The 18,700-nt window shown below is 63.3% G+C and carries 17 protein-coding genes; 12 read left to right on the top strand and 5 right to left on the bottom strand.

Going from position 1 to position 18,700, the window contains the following annotated elements:
• Positions 1 to 39 precede the first annotated feature (39 nt).
• Together AA098_RS03200 and AA098_RS03195 are read right to left on the bottom strand one after the other, a co-directional pair.
• Positions 40 to 1,692: an acyl-CoA dehydrogenase family protein gene (locus AA098_RS03200; RefSeq protein ID WP_047604691.1), complete on the bottom strand. Its 1,653-nt coding sequence runs from the start codon at positions 1,690 to 1,692 to the stop codon at positions 40 to 42.
• 211 nt (positions 1,693 to 1,903) lie between these two features.
• On the bottom strand, positions 1,904 to 3,892 hold the full coding sequence (locus AA098_RS03195) for a hybrid sensor histidine kinase/response regulator (protein ID WP_064613823.1): 1,989 nt from the start codon (positions 3,890 to 3,892) through the stop codon (positions 1,904 to 1,906).
• A 265-nt stretch (positions 3,893 to 4,157) separates the two neighbouring features.
• Here AA098_RS03195 and AA098_RS03190 point away from each other — a divergent pair, with 265 nt between their 5' ends.
• From AA098_RS03190 to AA098_RS03175, 4 genes are all read left to right on the top strand, one after another.
• On the top strand, positions 4,158 to 4,955 hold the full coding sequence (locus AA098_RS03190; RefSeq protein ID WP_003249777.1) for a hydroxymethylpyrimidine/phosphomethylpyrimidine kinase: 798 nt from the start codon (positions 4,158 to 4,160) through the stop codon (positions 4,953 to 4,955).
• A 13-nt stretch (positions 4,956 to 4,968) separates the two neighbouring features.
• The gene (thiE, locus tag AA098_RS03185) at positions 4,969 to 5,592 is read left to right on the top strand and encodes a thiamine phosphate synthase (RefSeq protein WP_004576913.1); all 624 of its coding nucleotides are present in this window, start codon (positions 4,969 to 4,971) and stop codon (positions 5,590 to 5,592) included.
• 16 nt (positions 5,593 to 5,608) lie between these two features.
• Positions 5,609 to 6,892: a glutamate-1-semialdehyde 2,1-aminomutase gene (gene hemL / locus AA098_RS03180; protein ID WP_003249773.1), complete on the top strand. Its 1,284-nt coding sequence runs from the start codon at positions 5,609 to 5,611 to the stop codon at positions 6,890 to 6,892.
• 244 nt (positions 6,893 to 7,136) lie between these two features.
• Positions 7,137 to 7,682, top strand: coding sequence for a tetratricopeptide repeat protein (locus tag AA098_RS03175; protein WP_004576914.1), 546 nt, complete (start codon positions 7,137 to 7,139; stop codon positions 7,680 to 7,682).
• 3 nt (positions 7,683 to 7,685) lie between these two features.
• On the opposite strand, the gene AA098_RS03170 is transcribed toward AA098_RS03175, so the two are convergent.
• Positions 7,686 to 8,012 (bottom strand): DUF1820 family protein, encoded by a 327-nt coding sequence (locus AA098_RS03170; RefSeq protein WP_003249769.1) that lies wholly within the window; start codon positions 8,010 to 8,012, stop codon positions 7,686 to 7,688.
• A gap of 232 nt (positions 8,013 to 8,244) precedes the next feature.
• Between AA098_RS03170 and AA098_RS03165 the strand changes: the two genes are divergently transcribed.
• The 4 genes from AA098_RS03165 to lnt are packed head-to-tail and all read left to right on the top strand — an operon-like array spanning position 8,245 to position 12,100.
• Positions 8,245 to 9,243, top strand: a complete 999-nt coding sequence (locus AA098_RS03165) for a PhoH family protein (RefSeq protein ID WP_004576915.1) — start codon at positions 8,245 to 8,247, stop codon at positions 9,241 to 9,243.
• On the top strand, positions 9,236 to 9,709 hold the full coding sequence (gene ybeY / locus AA098_RS03160; RefSeq protein ID WP_003249763.1) for an rRNA maturation RNase YbeY: 474 nt from the start codon (positions 9,236 to 9,238) through the stop codon (positions 9,707 to 9,709). The genes AA098_RS03165 and ybeY overlap by 8 nt, the downstream gene beginning before the upstream one ends.
• Positions 9,710 to 9,734: 25 nt before the next feature.
• A complete protein-coding gene (locus tag AA098_RS03155; protein ID WP_003249762.1) occupies positions 9,735 to 10,574 on the top strand; it encodes an HlyC/CorC family transporter in 840 nt (279 codons plus the stop codon).
• 8 nt (positions 10,575 to 10,582) lie between these two features.
• Positions 10,583 to 12,100, top strand: coding sequence for an apolipoprotein N-acyltransferase (gene lnt, locus AA098_RS03150; protein WP_064613822.1), 1,518 nt, complete (start codon positions 10,583 to 10,585; stop codon positions 12,098 to 12,100).
• Between the two features lie 146 nt (positions 12,101 to 12,246).
• On the opposite strand, the gene AA098_RS03145 is transcribed toward lnt, so the two are convergent.
• Both AA098_RS03145 and AA098_RS03140 read right to left on the bottom strand, forming a co-directional pair.
• On the bottom strand, positions 12,247 to 13,008 hold the full coding sequence (locus AA098_RS03145) for a YdcF family protein (RefSeq protein ID WP_004576917.1): 762 nt from the start codon (positions 13,006 to 13,008) through the stop codon (positions 12,247 to 12,249).
• 134 nt (positions 13,009 to 13,142) lie between these two features.
• On the bottom strand, positions 13,143 to 13,457 hold the full coding sequence (locus AA098_RS03140) for a hypothetical protein (RefSeq protein WP_003249755.1): 315 nt from the start codon (positions 13,455 to 13,457) through the stop codon (positions 13,143 to 13,145).
• 227 nt (positions 13,458 to 13,684) lie between these two features.
• Between AA098_RS03140 and leuS the strand changes: the two genes are divergently transcribed.
• From leuS to arfA, 4 genes are all read left to right on the top strand, one after another.
• Positions 13,685 to 16,291: a leucine--tRNA ligase gene (leuS, locus tag AA098_RS03135; protein ID WP_004576918.1), complete on the top strand. Its 2,607-nt coding sequence runs from the start codon at positions 13,685 to 13,687 to the stop codon at positions 16,289 to 16,291.
• 61 nt (positions 16,292 to 16,352) lie between these two features.
• The gene (gene lptE, locus AA098_RS03130) at positions 16,353 to 16,958 is read left to right on the top strand and encodes an LPS assembly lipoprotein LptE (RefSeq protein ID WP_003249751.1); all 606 of its coding nucleotides are present in this window, start codon (positions 16,353 to 16,355) and stop codon (positions 16,956 to 16,958) included.
• Positions 16,959 to 16,997: 39 nt separating this feature from the next.
• Positions 16,998 to 18,035, top strand: coding sequence for a DNA polymerase III subunit delta (holA, locus tag AA098_RS03125; protein ID WP_003249749.1), 1,038 nt, complete (start codon positions 16,998 to 17,000; stop codon positions 18,033 to 18,035).
• 485 nt (positions 18,036 to 18,520) lie between these two features.
• On the top strand, positions 18,521 to 18,685 hold the full coding sequence (gene arfA, locus AA098_RS03120; RefSeq protein ID WP_003249747.1) for an alternative ribosome rescue factor ArfA: 165 nt from the start codon (positions 18,521 to 18,523) through the stop codon (positions 18,683 to 18,685).
• Positions 18,686 to 18,700: the final 15 nt, after the last annotated feature.

The raw sequence follows: 18,700 nt of genomic DNA, 5'->3' as shown, positions 1-18,700 counted from the left end.
ATTGATCGGTGTTGGGTGCATTCGCGGGCAAGCCCGCTGCTACAGCGGCCAGACAGGCGTAGCCCTGGTTACCAATGCCATCACATCCACACCTCGCGGCAGCGCCCCGTACACCCGGCCACCACCGGCCAAGCGGCTACCGATAAACGCATCACTGACCTCCGTATTCCCCGCCTCCAGCAGCAGCTTGGCCTGCAACGCCAGGGCAATATCCTCGGTCAGTTGCCGCGCGCGGTACTGCATGTCACCGGTGTCGGCAAACGCCCCCTTGAGGTTGCCGATATGCGCTGCCAGGCGCGGGTCGCCATGCCCGTCACCCAGCTCGACAAACAGTGCATCGAGTACGCCCGGCTCCTTGGACAAGGCCCGCAGCACATCCAGGCACTGCACGTTGCCCGAGCCCTCCCAGGTCGAGTTGACCGGTGCCTCGCGGTACAGCCGTGGCAGAATGCTGTCTTCCACATAACCCGCGCCACCCAGGCATTCGGCGGCCTCGTTGATCATGGCCGGCGCACGTTTGCAGATCCAGTACTTGCCCACCGCCGTGACCAGCCGGGCGAAATGCGCCTGCTGCGGGTCGTCCAGTTGCTCCAGCGCCTGGCCCATGCGCAAGCTCAGGGCAAGCGCAGCCTCGCTTTCCAGGGCCAGGTCGGCCAGCACGTTCTGCATCAGAGGTTGCTCATTGAGCACCCGCCCGCCGACCTTGCGATGCGCGCAATGGTGGGCCGCCTGCGTCAACGCCTGGCGCATCAGTGCGCTGGAGCCGACCATGCAGTCGAACCGGGTCATGGCGACCATCTCGATGATGGTCGGCACGCCGCGTCCCTCTTCGCCAATCATCCATGCCAGCGCACCGCGGAACTCCACCTCGCTGGAGGCGTTGGAGCTGTTGCCCAGCTTGTTCTTCAGGCGCTGGATATAGAACTGGTTGCGGTTGTCATCGGGGCGGTGGCGCGGCAGGAGGAAGCAGCTCAGGCCTTTTTCGGTTTGCGCCAAGGTCAGAAAAGCGTCGCACATCGGCGCCGAGCAGAACCACTTGTGGCCAACCAGCTCATAAGCCTGCCCCGGGCCTGGCGCACCGACCGGATAGGCCCGGGTAGTGTTGGCGCGCACATCGGTGCCGCCCTGCTTTTCGGTCATGGCCATGCCCAGGGTGACCCCGGCCTTGTGCCGGTCGCCAATGTTGCGCGGGTCATATTCGCAGGCAAGGACCTTCGGCAGCCAGTATTCAGCCAGCTCAGGCTGCAAGCGCAATGCCGGCACGGCGGCAAAGGTCATGGTCAGCGGGCAACCGGTGCCGGCCTCGGCCTGGCTGTGCAGGTAGGTCATCGACGCCCGTGCAACATGGGCGCCAGCACGGGGTTCGGCCCATGGTAAAGAAGGCAGGCCATGTTCGACGGCGGTACGCATCAGCTCATGGTAGGCCGGGTGGAACTCGACCAGGTCGATGCGATGGCCATAGCGGTCGTGGCTGCTGAACTCGGGTTTGTGCGCGTTGGCCAGGAAGCCTGCTTGCATCAGCGGGCCGCCGGCCAGGGCACCATAGGCGTCGATCCGCGACTCGGCCCAGCCCGCGCCAAAACGCCTTGACCATTCTTGCAATGGCAGGTCGAGGCGGTACAGGTTGGCACCGTCGAGCGGCGGCGGCTGGTTGGTGACTTCGTGGGTTTCAGCGTACTGGTGCAGGCTCATCGGGGGGCTCCTGGATCCGGGTAGGCTTGAGAGACCCAGTGAAGCACTGCTTGCGGGGTAGTCAAAGGGGTATTAATGACTAAACGTGTGGTTGCAGGCGTGCGCGCGCGCGTAGAAGCGGGTTTACCCGCGACTACGGTGGTGGCGGCAACGGTGAACGGCGGGTGGATATCGGCCAGCAGACCCGGCCCTTTCGCGGGTGAACCCGCTCCTACAGCGAGCGCCGCACCTGCAGCAGGTTCGGGCTCATCTGCACCTGCGAAATCGCCATGTTCAAACTCAACTCGAAGCGGCTACCCAGCCCGCGCGTCGATTCATGCGCCAATCTGGCCCCCAGCAACTCCCCCATCTGCCGGCAAATCGACAACCCAATCCCCAAACCGCCATACCGCCGGGTCATCGAACCATCGACCTGGAAGAACCGCTGGTACAGGGTCGACTGCTCCAGATCATCGAAACCGATACCGCTGTCGCTGACGGTAAAGGTCAACGCCAGATCATCCGGCCCCACCCGGCGGCCGCGCACCTGGATCATCACACCGCCCTGATGGGTGAACTTCAAACCGTTGTCCACCAGGCAACCCAGGCAGTGCGCCAGCTTCTGCCCGTCACCGAGCAACCCGTCCGGCAGGTCGGCCGGAATGTCCAGGCTCAGGTACAGGCCTTTGCCCAGCGCCTGCCCCGCATAACCGGCGCGCAAGCCCTGCAACAGGGTGCGTAGGCTGAACGGTGCCGGCTGCGCCCGCAGGCGGCCGGCCTGCAGTTCGGACAGGGTAAGAATGGCATTGACCATATCCATCATGCCTTGGGCAGACCCCACTGCCGTGTGATGGTACTGAGCCATTTCGGTATCCATCGGCAGGGTGTGCATCAGCTCGAGCGAGCCAATCACCCCATTCATCGGGGTGCGCAGTTCATGCGTCACGCTGGCCAGGAACTCGTCCTTCAGGCGATTGCTCCTGGCCAGTTGCAGGTTCAGTTGCTCCAGCGTACGCCCAGTGTCACGCAAGGTCTGCGCCTGCTGCTCGCGCAGGCTGTTGATGCGGTCGGCCAGCGCCAGCGACAGCAAAGCCACTTCCAAGGCCGAACCGAGCTGGCTGGCATACATGGTGATGAACACGTTCGGCAGGTAGCCCAGCACCATCAAGGTGTTGACCAGGCCACCCAGCAGGAACGCCGTCCAGGCGATGATGAACCAGCGCGCCACTCGCAAGCCGCGCCACCAGGCATACAGGCCGGCGCTGAAGACGCTTATGGTGAACAGCAGCGCCAGCAGCGTGGCCATGCGCAGCGCAATGCCGTAAGGCATGCTCACCGCCAGTACCATGACCAGCGCGCCACCCAGCATCAGCAGTTGCAACAGGCGGTCGAAGCCACGGTTGATGCTGCCCAATTGCAGGAAGTGCCGGGCGAACTGGCAACCGAACAGGCCGGCTGCACCGATGAACAAAGGCGTGGAGGCATTCGCCCACCAAGGGCTGTCTGGCCAGAAATAGGCTACACCGGCGCCGTTCACCGAGACCTGGTAAAGGCCGAACGAAGCGATGTAAAGGATGTAATAGAGGTAGCTGACGTCACGCACGCTGAGGTAGATGAACAGGTTGTACACCAGCATCACCAGCAACACGCCGTAGATCATCCCCAGCACATACAGGCGCGTGGGCTGCTCTTCCAGATAGGCTTCAGGGGACCATAGTGCCAGCGGCGCTTGCACCGAACCCTGGCTTTGCAGCCGCAGGTACGCGGTGGTCACCTTGCCAGGTGGCAGTTGCAGTTCGAACAAGTAGTTGTTCTGCCGGATCTGCCGGCTGTCGTAGGGCAAGGCATCGCCCGTGCGCTGCGCCAGGCGGTAGAAGCCGCTGCTGTCAGGCAAATACAGTTCGAGGTGATCCAGCGGCGGGTAGGCCAGCTCCAGCAGCCATTGCCGCGGGGCAGCGCTGGGCGCGGCAACGGGGCGCAGCTCGACCTTGAGCCAGAACACCGAGGTGGAGTAACCGGCGTTCAGCACATCCTCACGGTGGGGCTGAAAGTATTTGGCAAACCCGGGGGCACTGACCTGAGCGATGCTGGCATTGCCATCGGGGTCTTCATAAACCTGCATGGCCTTGCCCAGTGGGAGATGCCGGGTAGCGACGTCGAAATCGACCGCTCCGGCCAGCACGGGCAGCAAACCCATAAGCACAATCAGCAAATAGCGCATACAGCCCCAGCATGGCCTGCCCGGTCGCGTCGCGGTAGCCTCCCATCCGTTTGAGACGACGTGATCCTGCAGCACCCGTTTGTCGAGTTATCCGAGCACTCTAGCATAGCCTCACAACCTGGCAATCGGCCACATAAAAACACAAAGAAAAGGCTCTAAATCAATGCTTTCAATAGAAAAACAAACAACAACCTGACCGAACGATCAGTAAAACTCGTTTGTCGGACGATCCGCCCAAACAGGTTTGGTGGTAAGCTCGCCGACCATGAATACCTACAGCTCCCGCCCCGTTGTCCTCTGTCTCTCCGGCCACGACCCCAGTGGCGGCGCCGGCTTGCAGGCAGATATCGAAGCCCTGATCGCCCAAGGCTGCCACGCTGCACCTGCAGTGACCGCCCTGACCGTGCAGGATACCGTCAACGTTTCCGACTTCCGCGTGCTCGACCGCGAGTGGGTGCTGGCCCAGGCCAACGCCGTGCTGGCCGACTCCACGGTGGCCGCCGTCAAGTTGGGCATGCTCGGCTCGATCGAGATGGTCGACACCGTCGCCGAACTGCTGGCCGCCCACCCCCACCTGCCGCTGGTCTGCGACCCGGTGCTGCGTGCCGGTGGCGGTGGCCGCCTGGGCAAGGACGAAGTGGGCTATGCCCTGCGCGAACGCCTGCTGCCGCTGGCGACCATCGCCACGCCGAACCTGCCCGAAGCACGCATCCTCGCCGAACTGCCCGAAGGCAGCGCTGACGAATGTGCCGAGAAACTGTTGCCGTTCTGTAGACACCTGCTGATTACCGGCGGTCACGGCGACGAAGACGAAATCCACAACCGCCTGTACACCCAGGACGGCCAGCACTTCACCTGGACTTGCCAGCGCCTGCCAGGCAGCTACCACGGCTCGGGCTGCACCCTGGCCAGCGCCCTGGCCGGCCGCCTGGCGCTCGGCGAGCAGCTGGAAAGCGCCGTGCGCACCGCCCTGGACTACACCTGGCGCACCCTGCGTGACGCCGAGCAACTGGGCAAGGGCCAATACGTGCCGCGCCGCCTGCCCCTGGACTTCTGCTCCTGATACGAGGCCTTCAATGAAGCTACGCGGTCTGTACGCCATCACCGACAGCCAGCTGCTCGCCGGCCGTTTCCTGTCCCATGTCGAGGCGGCCCTGGAAGGCGGCGTGTGCCTGCTGCAGTACCGCGACAAGAGCGACGATGCAGCGCGCCGCCTGCGTGAAGCCGAAGGGCTGATGAAGCTCTGCGAGCGTTACGGCACCCAGTTGCTGATCAACGATGATGCCGAACTGGCCGCCCGCCTGGGTGTCGGCGTGCACCTGGGCCAGACCGACGGCCCACTGACCCCGGCCCGCGCATTGCTCGGCCGTCAGGCAATCATCGGTTCCACCTGCCACGCCAGCCTCGAACTGGCCGCCCAGGCTGCCAGCGAAGGCGCCAGCTACGTGGCCTTTGGCCGCTTCTTCAATTCTGTCACCAAGCCGGGCGCGCCCGCTGCCAATGTCGGCCTGCTTGAGCAGGCCCGCGCCCAGGTGAAACTGCCGATCGCCGTGATCGGTGGCATCACCCTCGACAACGCCGCCCCGCTGGTCGCCCACGGTGCCGACCTGCTGGCGGTGATCCACGGCTTGTTCGGTGCCGACAGCGCGCAGGAAGTCACCCGCCGCGCCCGCGCCTTCAACGCCTTGTTCGCATCCTGATTCGAGAGATACTTCCATGTCCCGTTCCGAAGCCCTGTTCGCCCAAGCCCAGAAGCACATCCCTGGCGGTGTCAACTCGCCAGTCCGCGCTTTCAAGAGCGTTGGCGGCACGCCGCTGTTCTTCAAGCATGCCGAAGGCGCCTATGTCGTTGACGAGGACGACAAACGCTACGTCGACTACGTCGGCTCCTGGGGCCCGATGATTCTCGGCCACGGCCACCCGGACGTGCTGGACTCGGTACGCAAGCAGCTGGAGCACGGCCTGTCCTACGGCGCGCCGACCGCCATGGAAACCGAGATGGCCGACCTGGTCTGCTCGATCGTACCGTCGATGGAAATGGTGCGCATGGTCAGCTCGGGCACTGAAGCCACCATGAGTGCCATCCGACTGGCACGTGGCTACACTGGCCGTGATGCCATCATCAAGTTCGAAGGCTGCTACCACGGCCACTCCGACAGCCTGCTGGTAAAAGCCGGCTCCGGCTTGCTGACCCAAGGCGTGCCAAGTTCGGCAGGCGTGCCAGCGGACTTCGCCAAGCACACCCTGACCCTGCCGTTCAACGACATCGCCGCCGTCGAGAAGACCCTGGCCGAAGTTGGCCAGACCGTGGCCTGCATCATCGTGGAGCCAGTGGCCGGCAACATGAACTGCGTACCACCGGCACCGGGTTTCCTCGAGGGCCTGCGCGAGCAATGCGACAAGCATGGCGTGGTGCTGATCTTCGACGAAGTGATGACCGGTTTCCGCGTCTCGCTCGGCGGCGCCCAGGGCCATTACGGCATCAAGCCGGACCTGTCGACCTTCGGCAAGATCGTCGGTGGCGGCATGCCGGTCGGCTGTTTCGGCGGCAAGCGTGAAATCATGGGCTGCATCGCCCCGCTCGGCCCGGTCTACCAGGCCGGCACCCTGTCGGGCAATCCGCTGGCCATGGCCGCCGGCCTGACCACCCTCAAGCTGATCAGCCGCCCAGGCTTCCACGCCGAGCTGACCGACTACACCAGCCGCATGCTTGACGGCCTGCAGCAACGCGCCGATGCCGCTGGCGTGCCATTCGTCACCACCCAGGCCGGTGCCATGTTCGGCCTGTACTTCAGCGGCGCCGACGATATCGTCACCTTCGAAGACGTGATGGCCAGCGATGCCGAGCGCTTCAAGCGCTTCTTCCACCTGATGCTCGACGGTGGCGTGTACCTGGCACCGAGCGCATTCGAGGCGGGCTTCACCTCCATCGCCCATGGCGACAAGGAGCTGCAGATCACCCTGGATGCGGCTGAGAAAGCCTTTGCTGCCCTGAAGTGATGGCCAGCCTGTACCGGCCTCTTCGCGAGCAAACCCACGCCTACACTCATGAAAGCGACGCCCCCTTGTAGGCGCGGGCTCACCCGCGAAGAGGCCGGTACAGGCAATAATTACGCACGCACAATCAGCTGACTTCCCCAACCAAGCAGAAATTCGAGTAAAACTTTGTAAGGTTGGCGCTGCTTATCCCATAATGTGCCACCAGAGACATTGGCCGCAGCTTTGCAGAGGTAAGTCGATCCCCATGAACCGCACCGGCCGCGCCCTGACCCTGGGCTGCCTGTTGCTTCTTCAGCCCCTGCTGGCCCTGGCGGAGGGCGGTAACTCGTTGCTGATTCCGGCGACGGGCCGCTGCACCTTGAACGTTCAGCCTGAAGACCTGGCAAACGCCCTCAAGGCCTGCGAGCAGACGGCGACTGCGGGGGATGCCCAGGCGCAATTCGAACTGGGCGAGTATTACTACACGCAAACGCCAAAAAACCTGGGCAAAGCCCTGGACTGGTTCCAGAAGGCATCGCTGCAAGGCCAAGCCGACGCCCAATACCGTCTGGGTGCCATGTTCTTCCATGGCGAAGGGGTCAAGGCCAACAACGTACAGGCCTACATCCTGCTGAAAATGGCTGCGGTCAACGGCGCCGAAGATGCGCTGGACATGGCCGACGAAGTAACCGAGCAAATGCCCCGTGACGAACTGGAGCATGCCACCCAGGTGCTCGGCCAGATTTTCCGCAAGTACCTGCTCGAACTGCAGAACGCCGAAGGGCGCACGCCGTTCTCGCCGCTTCCCTGAAGGTCACTTTTCCGGCATTGGCATCGGGAACGGCATCACATTGCCGCCGCCCTTGGCCTCGCTGATCTTCGCCGTGCCCAGGCGCTCCACCTCATCGATGCGCACAATCGAGTGCATCGGCACGAAACTGCGGACCACTCCGTCGAACTGGCTCTTGAGCTTCTCCTCACTCGGGTCCACTACCAGTTGCGAGCGCTCTCCGAACACGAACTCCTCGATTTCCAGAAAGCCCCACAGGTCACTCTGGTAGATCTGCTTGGCGTACATCTCGAAGACCTGGCCCTGGTTCAGGAAGATCACTTTATAGATGGCGGGTTCGCGTTTGCTCATGTTCGACCAGATAACACATGCGTAAGAAAAGGTGGGCATGATACCTGTTCTGGCCTGTTCACGGGTGAACCCGCGCCCATAGGATCCCCACCGGCCTTGCCGGAGTGGGTTGACCCGCGGGAAGGCCAGAACAGCCCGTACATACCGTTGAACGTTTCAGTGCTTTCGCCACTGCCATTCAAGGGTTATTCTTGAGTTCAACTCCATCGCCGTCGAGCGGCTAAAAACGACCTTGAACGCACCCATAGAACCCCATCGTTTCATCCTCGAACCCTTCGAGGCCCACCGTTTCGCCAACTTGTGCGGCCAGTTCGACGAGCACCTGCGCCTGATCGAACAGCGCCTGGCCATCGAGATCCGCAACCGCGGCAATCAGTTCGAACTGATCGGCGAACCCAGGACCACCTCCGCTGCCGAACAGCTGCTGCGCCGTCTCTATCGCGAGACCAAGGCCACCGACCTGTCACCGGAAACCGTGCACCTGTACCTGCAGGAATCGGCTGTCGAAAACATCGACAACCCGGCCGTCAACGAGGTCAGCGTGTCGCTGCGCACGCGCAAGGGCAATATCCGCCCGCGCGGGCTCAACCAGCAGCGCTACGTCAAGGAAATCCTGGCCAACGACATCAATTTCGGCATCGGCCCGGCCGGTACCGGCAAGACCTACCTGGCCGTAGCCTGCGCCGTGGACGCGCTGGAGCGCGAACAGGTGCGCCGCATCCTGCTGGTGCGCCCGGCGGTCGAGGCGGGTGAAAAGCTCGGTTTCCTGCCTGGCGACCTGGCACAGAAAATCGACCCGTACCTGCGCCCGCTGTACGACGCCCTGTACGAAATGCTCGGCTTCGAACACGTGGCCAAGCTGATCGAACGCCAGGTGATCGAAATCGCCCCTCTGGCCTACATGCGTGGCCGCACCCTGAACAACAGCTTCATCATCCTCGACGAAAGCCAGAACACCACGCTCGAGCAGATGAAGATGTTCCTGACCCGCATCGGCTTCGGCTCCACCGCGGTGATCACCGGTGACATCACCCAGGTCGACCTGCCCCGTGGTACCAAGTCGGGCCTGGCGCACGTCATCGAGGTGCTGAAGGACGTTCCGGGGATCAGCTTTACCCATTTCCAACCCAAGGATGTGGTTCGTCACCCACTGGTGCAGCGTATCGTCGAAGCCTACGACCGCTTCGAAGCCCGCCAGTCCAAGCCCGAGGCGCCCGGCAAAGATGCTTGAACTTGATATCCAACGGGCCACGGATGCTGCCACTCCAGAAGACGCTGCCTTGCGCCGCTGGTGTGAATTGGCGTTGCGCCAGCGCAGCGCCGACTCGGAAATGACCATTCGCCTGGTCGACGAAGCCGAAGGCCGGGAGCTGAACCACACCTACCGGCACAAGGACTACGCGACCAATGTGTTGTCGTTCCCGGCCGATGTGCCCGATGAGCTGCTCGATATCCCGCTGCTGGGCGACCTGGTGATCTGTGTAGCGGTGGTCGAGCGCGAAGCGGCCGAACAAGGCAAATCGCTGGAAGCGCACTGGGCGCACCTGGTCATCCACGGTTGCCTGCACTTGCTCGGCTATGACCACATCGAAGATGAGGAGGCCGAGGAAATGGAAAGCCTGGAACGGGAATTGCTGGCAGAACTGGGTCACCCTGACCCGTATGCCGATGATGAAACCGACTCAATCACACACTGATACACGAAGGATCACGAGAACCGCCATGAGCGAAGATCGATCGAGCAACGGGCAGAAGTCCTGGCTGGGTAAACTGACCCAGGCTTTTGCCCATGAGCCGAAAAACCGCCAGGAGCTGCTTGAGCTGCTGCGCGAAGCCCATCAGAACAAATTGCTGGACAGCGAAGCGCTGACCATCGTCGAAGGCGCCATTCAGGTCGCCGACCTGCAGGTTCGCGACATCATGGTGCCGCGCTCGCAGATGAACAGCATCAAGGCCGGCCAGTCGCCTCGCGAGTTCCTGCCGGCGGTGATCGATGCCGCGCACTCGCGCTACCCGGTAATCGGCGAAAGCCATGACGATGTGCTCGGGATCCTGCTCGCCAAAGACTTGCTGCCGTTGATCCTCAAGGAGAACGGCGACAGCTTCAACATCAAGGACCTGCTGCGCCCCGCCACCTTCGTACCCGAGTCCAAGCGCCTGAACGTGTTGCTGCGTGAATTCCGCGCCAACCACAACCACATGGCCATCGTCATCGACGAATATGGCGGCGTGGCGGGCCTGGTCACCATCGAGGACGTGCTGGAACAGATCGTCGGCGATATCGAAGACGAGCACGACGTCGAGGAAGACAGCTACATCAAACCACTGCCCAGCGGTGATTTTTTGGTCAAAGCGCTTACCCCGATCGAGAACTTCAACGAGTTCTTCGACAGCGAGTTCTCCGATGACGAGTTCGACACGGTCGGCGGCCTGGTAATGAGCGCCTTTGGCCACCTGCCCAAGCGCAACGAAACCACTGAGATCGGGTCTTACAAGTTCCGTATTCTCAACGCCGACAGCCGGCGGATACACTTGCTGCGCCTGACCCCGATCACCCGTTAAGGACAAACATGCGTTGGATCACCCGCCCCGGCTGGCCCGGTAACCTGCTGGCCCTGGCGGCCAGTGCTTCCACCCTCCTGGCCCTGGCGCCGTTCGACATCTGGCCGTTGGCGGTGCTGTCCATCGCGGTGCTCTACCTTGGCCTGCGCGAGCTCAGCCCGCGCCAGGCCATGTGGCGTGGCTGGTGGTTTGGGTTCGGCCTGTATGGCGCCGGCACCTGGTGGATCTACGTCAGCATGAACACCTACGGCGGCGCCTCGCCGCTGCTGGCAATCGTGTTGTTGCTGGCGTTCTTCGCCGCACTGGCCTGGTTCTTCGCCCTGCCCACCTGGCTGTGGGCGCGCTGGCTACGGCGCAACGAAGCACCACTGGCCGACGCCCTGTGCTTCGCCGCCCTCTGGCTACTGCAAGAGGCCTTCCGCGGCTGGTTCCTGACCGGCTTCCCCTGGCTCTACGCCGGCTATAGCCAACTGGACGGCCCGTTGGCCGGCCTTGCGCCGCTGGGCGGGGTATGGCTGATTTCCTTCACCCTCGCCCTCACCGCCGCCCTGCTGTGCAACCTGCACCGCCTGCGCACCCGCCCCTCGTTCCTGGCCGTGGCCAGCGTGCTGTTGCTGGCCCCTTGGGTGCTGGGCCTGGCGCTCAAGGGCCATGCCTGGACCATTCCGGCAGGCGATCCGCTGAAAGTGGCGGCGATCCAGGGCAACGTCGAGCAGGACCTGAAGTGGGACCCCGCGCACATCGACGCGCAACTGGCGCTATACCGCGACCTGAGCTTCAGTTCCAGGCCGGTGGACCTGCTGGTGTGGCCGGAAACCGCCGTTCCGGTGCTCAAGGACCAGGCGCAGGGCTACATCGACGTGATGGGCCGCTTCGCCGCCGAGCGCCATTCGGCACTGATCACGGGCGTACCGGTGCGTGAAGAAGTGCACCACCAGCGCCGCTACTACAACGGCATCACCGTCACTGGCGAAGGCGATGGCACCTACCTCAAGCAGAAGCTGGTGCCATTTGGCGAGTATGTGCCGCTGCAAGACGTGCTGCGTGGGGCCATCGAGTTCTTCAACCTGCCCATGTCGGACTTCGCCCGCGGCCCGGAAGATCAGCCGCTGCTGCAGGCCAAGGGCTACCAGATTGCGCCTTACATCTGCTACGAGGTGGTCTACCCCGAGTTCGCCGCCGGCCTGGCTGCGCGTAGCGACCTGCTGCTGACCATCAGCAACGACACCTGGTTCGGCAAATCGATCGGCCCCTTGCAGCACCTGCAGATGGCGCAGATGCGCGCGCTGGAAGCCGGCCGCTGGATGATCCGAGCCACCAACAACGGCGTGACCGCGCTGATCGACCCGTTTGGCCGCATTACCACGCAGGTTCCGCAGTTCCAGCAGGCCGTGCTGTATGGCGAGGTGGTGCCGATGCAGCAGCTGACGCCTTACCTGCAATGGCGCTCATGGCCGTTGGCAATTGTCTGTGCGTTGCTGCTGGGCTGGGCGTTGCTGGCAGGGCGTATTGCAAAAACCGTCTGATTGGCGATACGCGGCCACTGTAGGAGCGGGTTTACCCGCGAATACGGTAGTCGCGGCAACGGTGAACGGCGGGTGGAGATTGGCCGGCAGGGCAGGCCCTTTCGCGGGCAAGCCCGCTCCTACAGGGGATTATGTAAGCCGGTGAATCAGTAGAACACCCGATACCCCACCAACCCCACCACTTCATTGAACAACTGCCCGCTCTGCCACATCGCCCGGCTCTCTGGCAGCAGACCGCCAAACGGCCGCGCATGATCGCGCCCAAGGAACCCCACCGGCGCCGGCACCACCTCAAAACCCGCCTTTTCAAAACTCCAGCGGGAACGCTGCATATGCCAGGCCTGGGTCACCAGCACCACCCGGCGAAATCCCAGAGGCTGCAGCACTTTGGCCGTGAGCTGAGCATTTTCCCAGGTCGTGCGGCTGGCCTCTTCGCGCCATTTCACCTCGACCGCGAAATCTTCATGCAAGCGTTCCGCCATCAGCCTCGCCTCGCTGGGCGGCGTGCCGTAATGCAACCCACCACTGGTCAACACTGGCAGGCCCGAGGCCTTGGCCAGCCGCGCGGCAAAGCGCATACGTTCCAGTGCCGTGGCCGTGGGCTGGTCACTGCCACCCCAGGCCGGGTCCCCGCGCTCGCGCCCGGCGCCCAGCACCACAATGGCATCCGCCCGGCTCGCCAGGCCGGCCCAGTCGCTCACGGCCAGCGGCGGCTCACTTTCCAGCACACGGGCGGTTTCCTGCACCACCAGCGGCAGGCTCATCAACCACAGGCCACCCAGCCCTACGCTAAAGCAAAGCGCCGCCAACCGTGGCCGTCGCGTACGCAGCCACCATGCCGCAAGCAGCAGCAAGAACAGCACGCCCGGCGGCATCAGCCATTGTTTGATGAAGAATCGGATCGGCATCGGCCACACCTCCTTGGCAGGCGTGCAGCCTAGAAGGATCGACGCCGGTCAACAAGTGTGTACCGGCGTCGATCTTGAGTTGTGTGATAGTGAAGAACCGGCGCGCGATAGCCTGCGCCTGGCGTCCTGAACGGCTAGCGATGTGGCAGCGTCCTGGATCTCGCCGTACTGGCGGGGCGTTTCTTGTCCTTGAGCCAGATGATCTTGGCCGATGTCGGCTCCGCTTGTGGGTAACTGCCGACAGCGGCATTGTGGCGCTCCGGGAGGGAATCCAGGTAGGCCTTGATCACTTCGAACTCTGCGTGGCTCAAGCCACGCAACTCAAGCTCAGCTGGCATCTCGTCGCGCAATCGCACCGAGGTCCTGGCCGTTTCCAGTGCCAGGCCAAGCCGGTCGATCAGGCGCTCGTAAAGCTCCGGTCTGATTGCGGGTAGCTGCGTCTCTCCCATCCGTTCACCTCATTGAAGGTAAGAATATCTCCCCCCACACCTGAGCTTAGCGTCGCTGCAAAAAGCAGCCGTGCGCCGCGACCAGCGGCCATTCGCAACGAAGGTTTCCCACGATGCGCGGCGCTGCTGTATGCTACGGCGTTAACTCTAAACGACACCGGAGTGCCGGACGCAGCGAGGTTCCGCTGCCTGGAACAAGGTCTCTTCTCTCTCAGCCAAAAGTAGCCATGCACGAACAATACACGCCCCGTGATATCGAAGCCGCCGCCCAGAAGTTCTGGGACGAGCAACAATCGTTCGCTGTTACCGAACAGCCAGGCAAAGACACCTACTATTGCCTATCGATGTTCCCGTACCCGAGCGGCAAGCTACACATGGGCCACGTGCGCAACTACACCATCGGTGACGTGATTGCCCGCTACCAGCGCATGCTGGGCAAGAACGTCCTGCAACCGATGGGCTGGGACGCTTTCGGCATGCCCGCGGAAAACGCGGCGATGAAAAACAACGTCGCCCCGGCCAAGTGGACGTACGAAAACATCGACTACATGAAGACCCAGCTCAAGAGCCTGGGCCTGGCCATCGACTGGGCACGTGAAGTCACCACCTGCAAACCCGACTACTACCGTTGGGAGCAGTGGCTGTTCACCCGCCTGTTCGAAAAAGGCATCATCTACCGCAAGAACGGTACCGTGAACTGGGACCCGGCGGACCAGACCGTACTGGCCAACGAACAAGTCATCGACGGCCGTGGCTGGCGTTCGGGCGCGCTGATCGAAAAGCGCGAAATCCCGATGTACTACTTCCGCATCACCGATTACGCCGACGAACTGCTGGAGAGCCTCGACGAGCTGCCGGGCTGGCCTGAGCAGGTCAAGACCATGCAGCGCAACTGGATTGGCAAATCGCGCGGTATGGAAGTCCAGTTCCCGTACGACCAGGCCAGCATCGGCCACGAAGGCACCCTCAAGGTCTTCACCACCCGTCCGGACACGCTGATGGGCGCCACCTACGTCGCCGTCGCCGCCGAGCACCCGCTGGCCACCCAGGCTGCGCAGGGCAACCCGGCGCTGCAGGCGTTCATCGATGAGTGCAAGAGCGGCAGCGTTGCCGAAGCCGACATGGCCACTCAGGAGAAGAAAGGCATGGCCACTTCCCTGCTGGTCGAGCACCCGCTCACTGGCGAGAAGCTGCCAGTATGGGTCGCCAACTACGTGCTGATGCACTACGGTGATGGCGCGGTCATGGCCGTGCCGGCCCACGACGAGCGCGACTTCGAGTTCGCCCACAAGTACAACCTGCCGGTCAAGGCCGTGGTGCGCACCAGCGCTGGCGATGAAGTCGGCAGCGAGTGGCAGGCCGCCTATGGCGAGCACGGCCAGCTGATCAACTCCGCCGAGTTCGACGGCCTGGACTTTGCTGGCGCCTTCGACGCCATCGAAGCGGCCCTGATCCGCAAGGAACTGGGCAAATCGCGTACCCAGTTCCGCCTGCGCGACTGGGGTATCAGCCGCCAGCGCTACTGGGGCTGCCCGATCCCGATCATCCACTGCCCGTCCTGCGGCGACGTCCCGGTGCCGGAAGACCAGCTGCCGGTCACCCTGCCGGAGAACGTGGTGCCGGACGGCGCCGGTTCGCCACTGGCGCGCATGCCTGAATTCTACGAATGCAGCTGCCCGAAATGCGGTGCTGCGGCCAAGCGCGAAACCGACACCATGGACACCTTCGTCGAGTCGTCCTGGTACTTCGCCCGCTACGCCTCGCCAAACTACGACAAAGGCCTGGTCGACCCCAAAGCCGCCAACCACTGGCTGCCGGTAGATCAGTACATCGGTGGTATCGAACACGCGATCCTGCACCTGCTGTACGCGCGCTTCTTCCACAAGCTGATGCGTGACGAAGGCCTGGTCACCTCGAACGAGCCATTCAAGAACCTGCTGACCCAGGGCATGGTGGTCGCCGAGACCTACTACCGCGTTGCCAGCAACGGCGGCAAGGACTGGTTCAACCCGGCCGATGTCGAAATCGAGCGTGATGCCAAAGCCAAGATCATTGGCGCCCGCCTGAAGACCGACGGCCTGCCGGTGGAAATCGGTGGCACCGAGAAGATGTCGAAGTCGAAAAACAACGGCGTAGACCCGCAGTCCATGATCGAAGCCTACGGTGCCGACACCTGCCGCCTGTTCATGATGTTCGCCTCGCCGCCCGACATGAGCCTGGAATGGTCCGACTCCGGCGTCGAAGGTGCCAGCCGCTTCCTGCGCCGTGTCTGGCGCCTGGCTCAGGCTCACGTCAGCCAGGGCCTGCCAGGCAAGCTGGATGTTGCCGCCCTGGACGACGCGCAAAAGGTCATCCGCCGCGCCATTCATGCGGCCATCAAGCAGGCCAGCACCGATGTGGGCCAGTTCCACAAGTTCAATACCGCCATCGCCCAGGTGATGACCGTGATGAACGTGCTGGAAAAGGCCCCGCAAGCCACCGAACAGGACCGCGCCCTGCTGCAGGAAGGCCTGGAAGCCGTCACCCTGCTGCTGGCGCCGATCACTCCGCACATCTCTCACGCGCTGTGGCAGCACCTGGGCCACGCAGGCTCGGTGATCGATGCCGCCTGGCCAAGCGTCGACGAACAGGCGCTGGTGCAGGACTCCATTACCTTGGTGGTTCAGGTCAACGGTAAGCTGCGCGGCCAGGTCGAGATGCCTGCCGCTGCCAGCCGCGAAGAAGTCGAAGCCGCTGCCCGCAGCAACGAGAATGTCCTGCGCTTCATCGATGGCCTGACCATCCGCAAGGTCATCGTGGTACCGGGCAAGCTGGTCAACATCGTCGCCAACTGATGAAAACGCCCACCCGCATTGGCTGCGGGTGGGCGGAACAGGCCCAAAAGGGAGCAACAACATGATCAAACGCAATTTGCTGGTAATCGGCCTGGCGGTCATGCTCAGCGCCTGCGGTTTCCAGCTGCGCGGCACCGGCTCCACCGAGCTGAGCGTAAAGGAAATGGACGTCAGCGCGCGCAATGCCTATGGCCCGACCGTGGTCCAGCTGCGTGAAGTGCTGGAACGTAGCGGCGTCAACGTGCACGCCGGCGCACCGTATCGCCTGGTGCTGACCAACGAACAGGAGCGCGAGCGCTCGGCTACCTACAACAGCGGCAACCGTACCGCCGAGTACGAGCTGACCACCAAGCTGGATTACAGCATCCTGGGCCTGAACAACCTGGAGCTGATGAGCGACAAGCTGGAGGTGCGCAAGGTCTACGTGCGTGACGGCTCGAACATCACCGGCTCCGAGCAGGAAGCCAAACGCGCCCGCGAAGAAATGCGCCGCGACCTGATCAACGCCATGGTCGTACGTTTGCAAATGCTGTCCCCATCCCAGCTGGATGAGTTGCAGCGTAAAGCCGACGAGCGCGCCAAAGCCGAAGCTGCCGCGCTGGAGGCTGCCCGCCGCCAGCAAGCCGAGACGCCTCAGCAATCGCCACTGGAAGTACCGGGCAACTAAGCCCGCGAGGGGCGCCCTCGGGCGCCCCACCTGTTCCCCATGAAACTTGCCCCCGCCCAACTCAACAAGCACCTGCAAGGCGCCTTGGCACCGGTCTACGTGGTCAGCGGCGACGACCCGCTGCTGTGCCAGGAAGCCGCCGACGCCATCCGCAATGCCGCGCGTCAGCAAGGTTTCGATGAACGCCAGGTATTCAGTGCCGACGCCAACTTCGACTGGGGCACCCTGCTCCAGGCCGGTGCAAGCCTGTCACTGTTCGCCCAGCGTCGCCTACTGGAACTGCGCCTGCCCTCGGGCAAGCCCGGTGACAAGGGTGCCGCCGCCCTGATGGAATACTGCGCCAACCCCGCCGAAGACACGCTGCTGCTGATCAGCCTGCCCAAGCTCGACAGCAGTGCGCAGAAGACCAAGTGGGGCAAGGCATTGATAGAAGGCGCCCATTGCCAGTTCATCCAGATCTGGCCGGTGGATGTGCACCAGCTCCCGCAGTGGATCAACCAGCGCCTGCAACAGGCCGGCCTGTCGGCCCAGCGTGATGCCGTCGACCTGATTGCCGCGCGCGTGGAAGGCAACCTGCTGGCAGCCGCGCAGGAAATCGAAAAACTCAAGCTACTGGCCGAAGGCAGCCAGATCACCGTGGAAACCGTGCAGGCTGCCGTCGCCGACAGCGCTCGCTTCGATGTCTTCGGCCTGGTCGATGCCATTCTCAACGGCGAGGCTGCGCATGCCCTGCGCATGCTCGAAGGCTTGCGCGGTGAAGGTGTGGAGCCGCCAGTCATCCTCTGGGCCTTGGCCCGTGAGCTGCGCCAACTGGCGGGGCTAGCCCAGCAGTTCAGCCAAGGCGTGCCATTGGACAAGGCGTTCAGCCAGGCCCGCCCGCCCATCTGGGACAAACGCCGACCGCTGGTCAGCAAAGCCCTGCAGCGCCTCTCGGCGCAACGCTGGGCGCAATTGCTGCAGGATGCCCAGCGAATCGATGCGCAGATCAAAGGGCAGGCTGAAGGTTCGCCGTGGATTGGCCTGGCGCGGCTGTCGCTGTTGATGGCTGGCCAGCGCCTGGCCCTCCCTCCCGAGTAACTGCGGCCACTGGTAGGAGCGGGTTTACCCGCGAAGAGGCCGGACCTGCTAACCAATCTCCACCCGCCGTTCACCGTCGCCGCCACCACCGTATTCGCGGGTAAACCCGCTCCTACACACGCATCGGTGGTTGCGCACAGGCCGTCGTAGGAGCGGGTTTACCCGCGAAAGGGCCGGGCCTGCTAACCAATCTCCACCCGCCGTTCACCGTCGCCGCCACCACCGTATTCGCGGGTAAACCCGCTCCTACACACGCATCGAAGGTTGGGCGCAGGTCGTCGTAGGAGCGGGTTTACCCGCGAAAGGGCCGGGCCTGCTAACCAATCTCCACCCGCCGTTCACCGTTGCCGCCGCCACCGTATTCGCGGGTAAACCCGGTCCTACACATAGGCACCAGCGCCTCGACCATATACACAATCAATTGGCCCCCACCCTTCGGGGAGCCTACAGTGCGCCCGAAACTCACCCAACCCGGGAAGCCCACCATGAGCAAAAAGCCGAAAAAGCACGGCCCTAACAAGGCCAAGTCCATCGTTGCCCAGCCACTGTTCCGCTGCCGCCAGGAACAACCGAACAAGGGCAAAGGCAGCTACCGCCGCGAAGCCTTCCAATCGAGAGATTGGGAGGCTTCCTACTTTTTGGCTGCATGAAAGCATCGCAAGCGC

It is taken from the genome of Pseudomonas sp. JY-Q (assembly GCF_001655295.1).
Taxonomy (GTDB): Bacteria; Pseudomonadota; Gammaproteobacteria; order Pseudomonadales; family Pseudomonadaceae; genus Aquipseudomonas; species Aquipseudomonas alloputida.
This window is presented reverse-complemented; position numbering and strand designations above follow the sequence as displayed.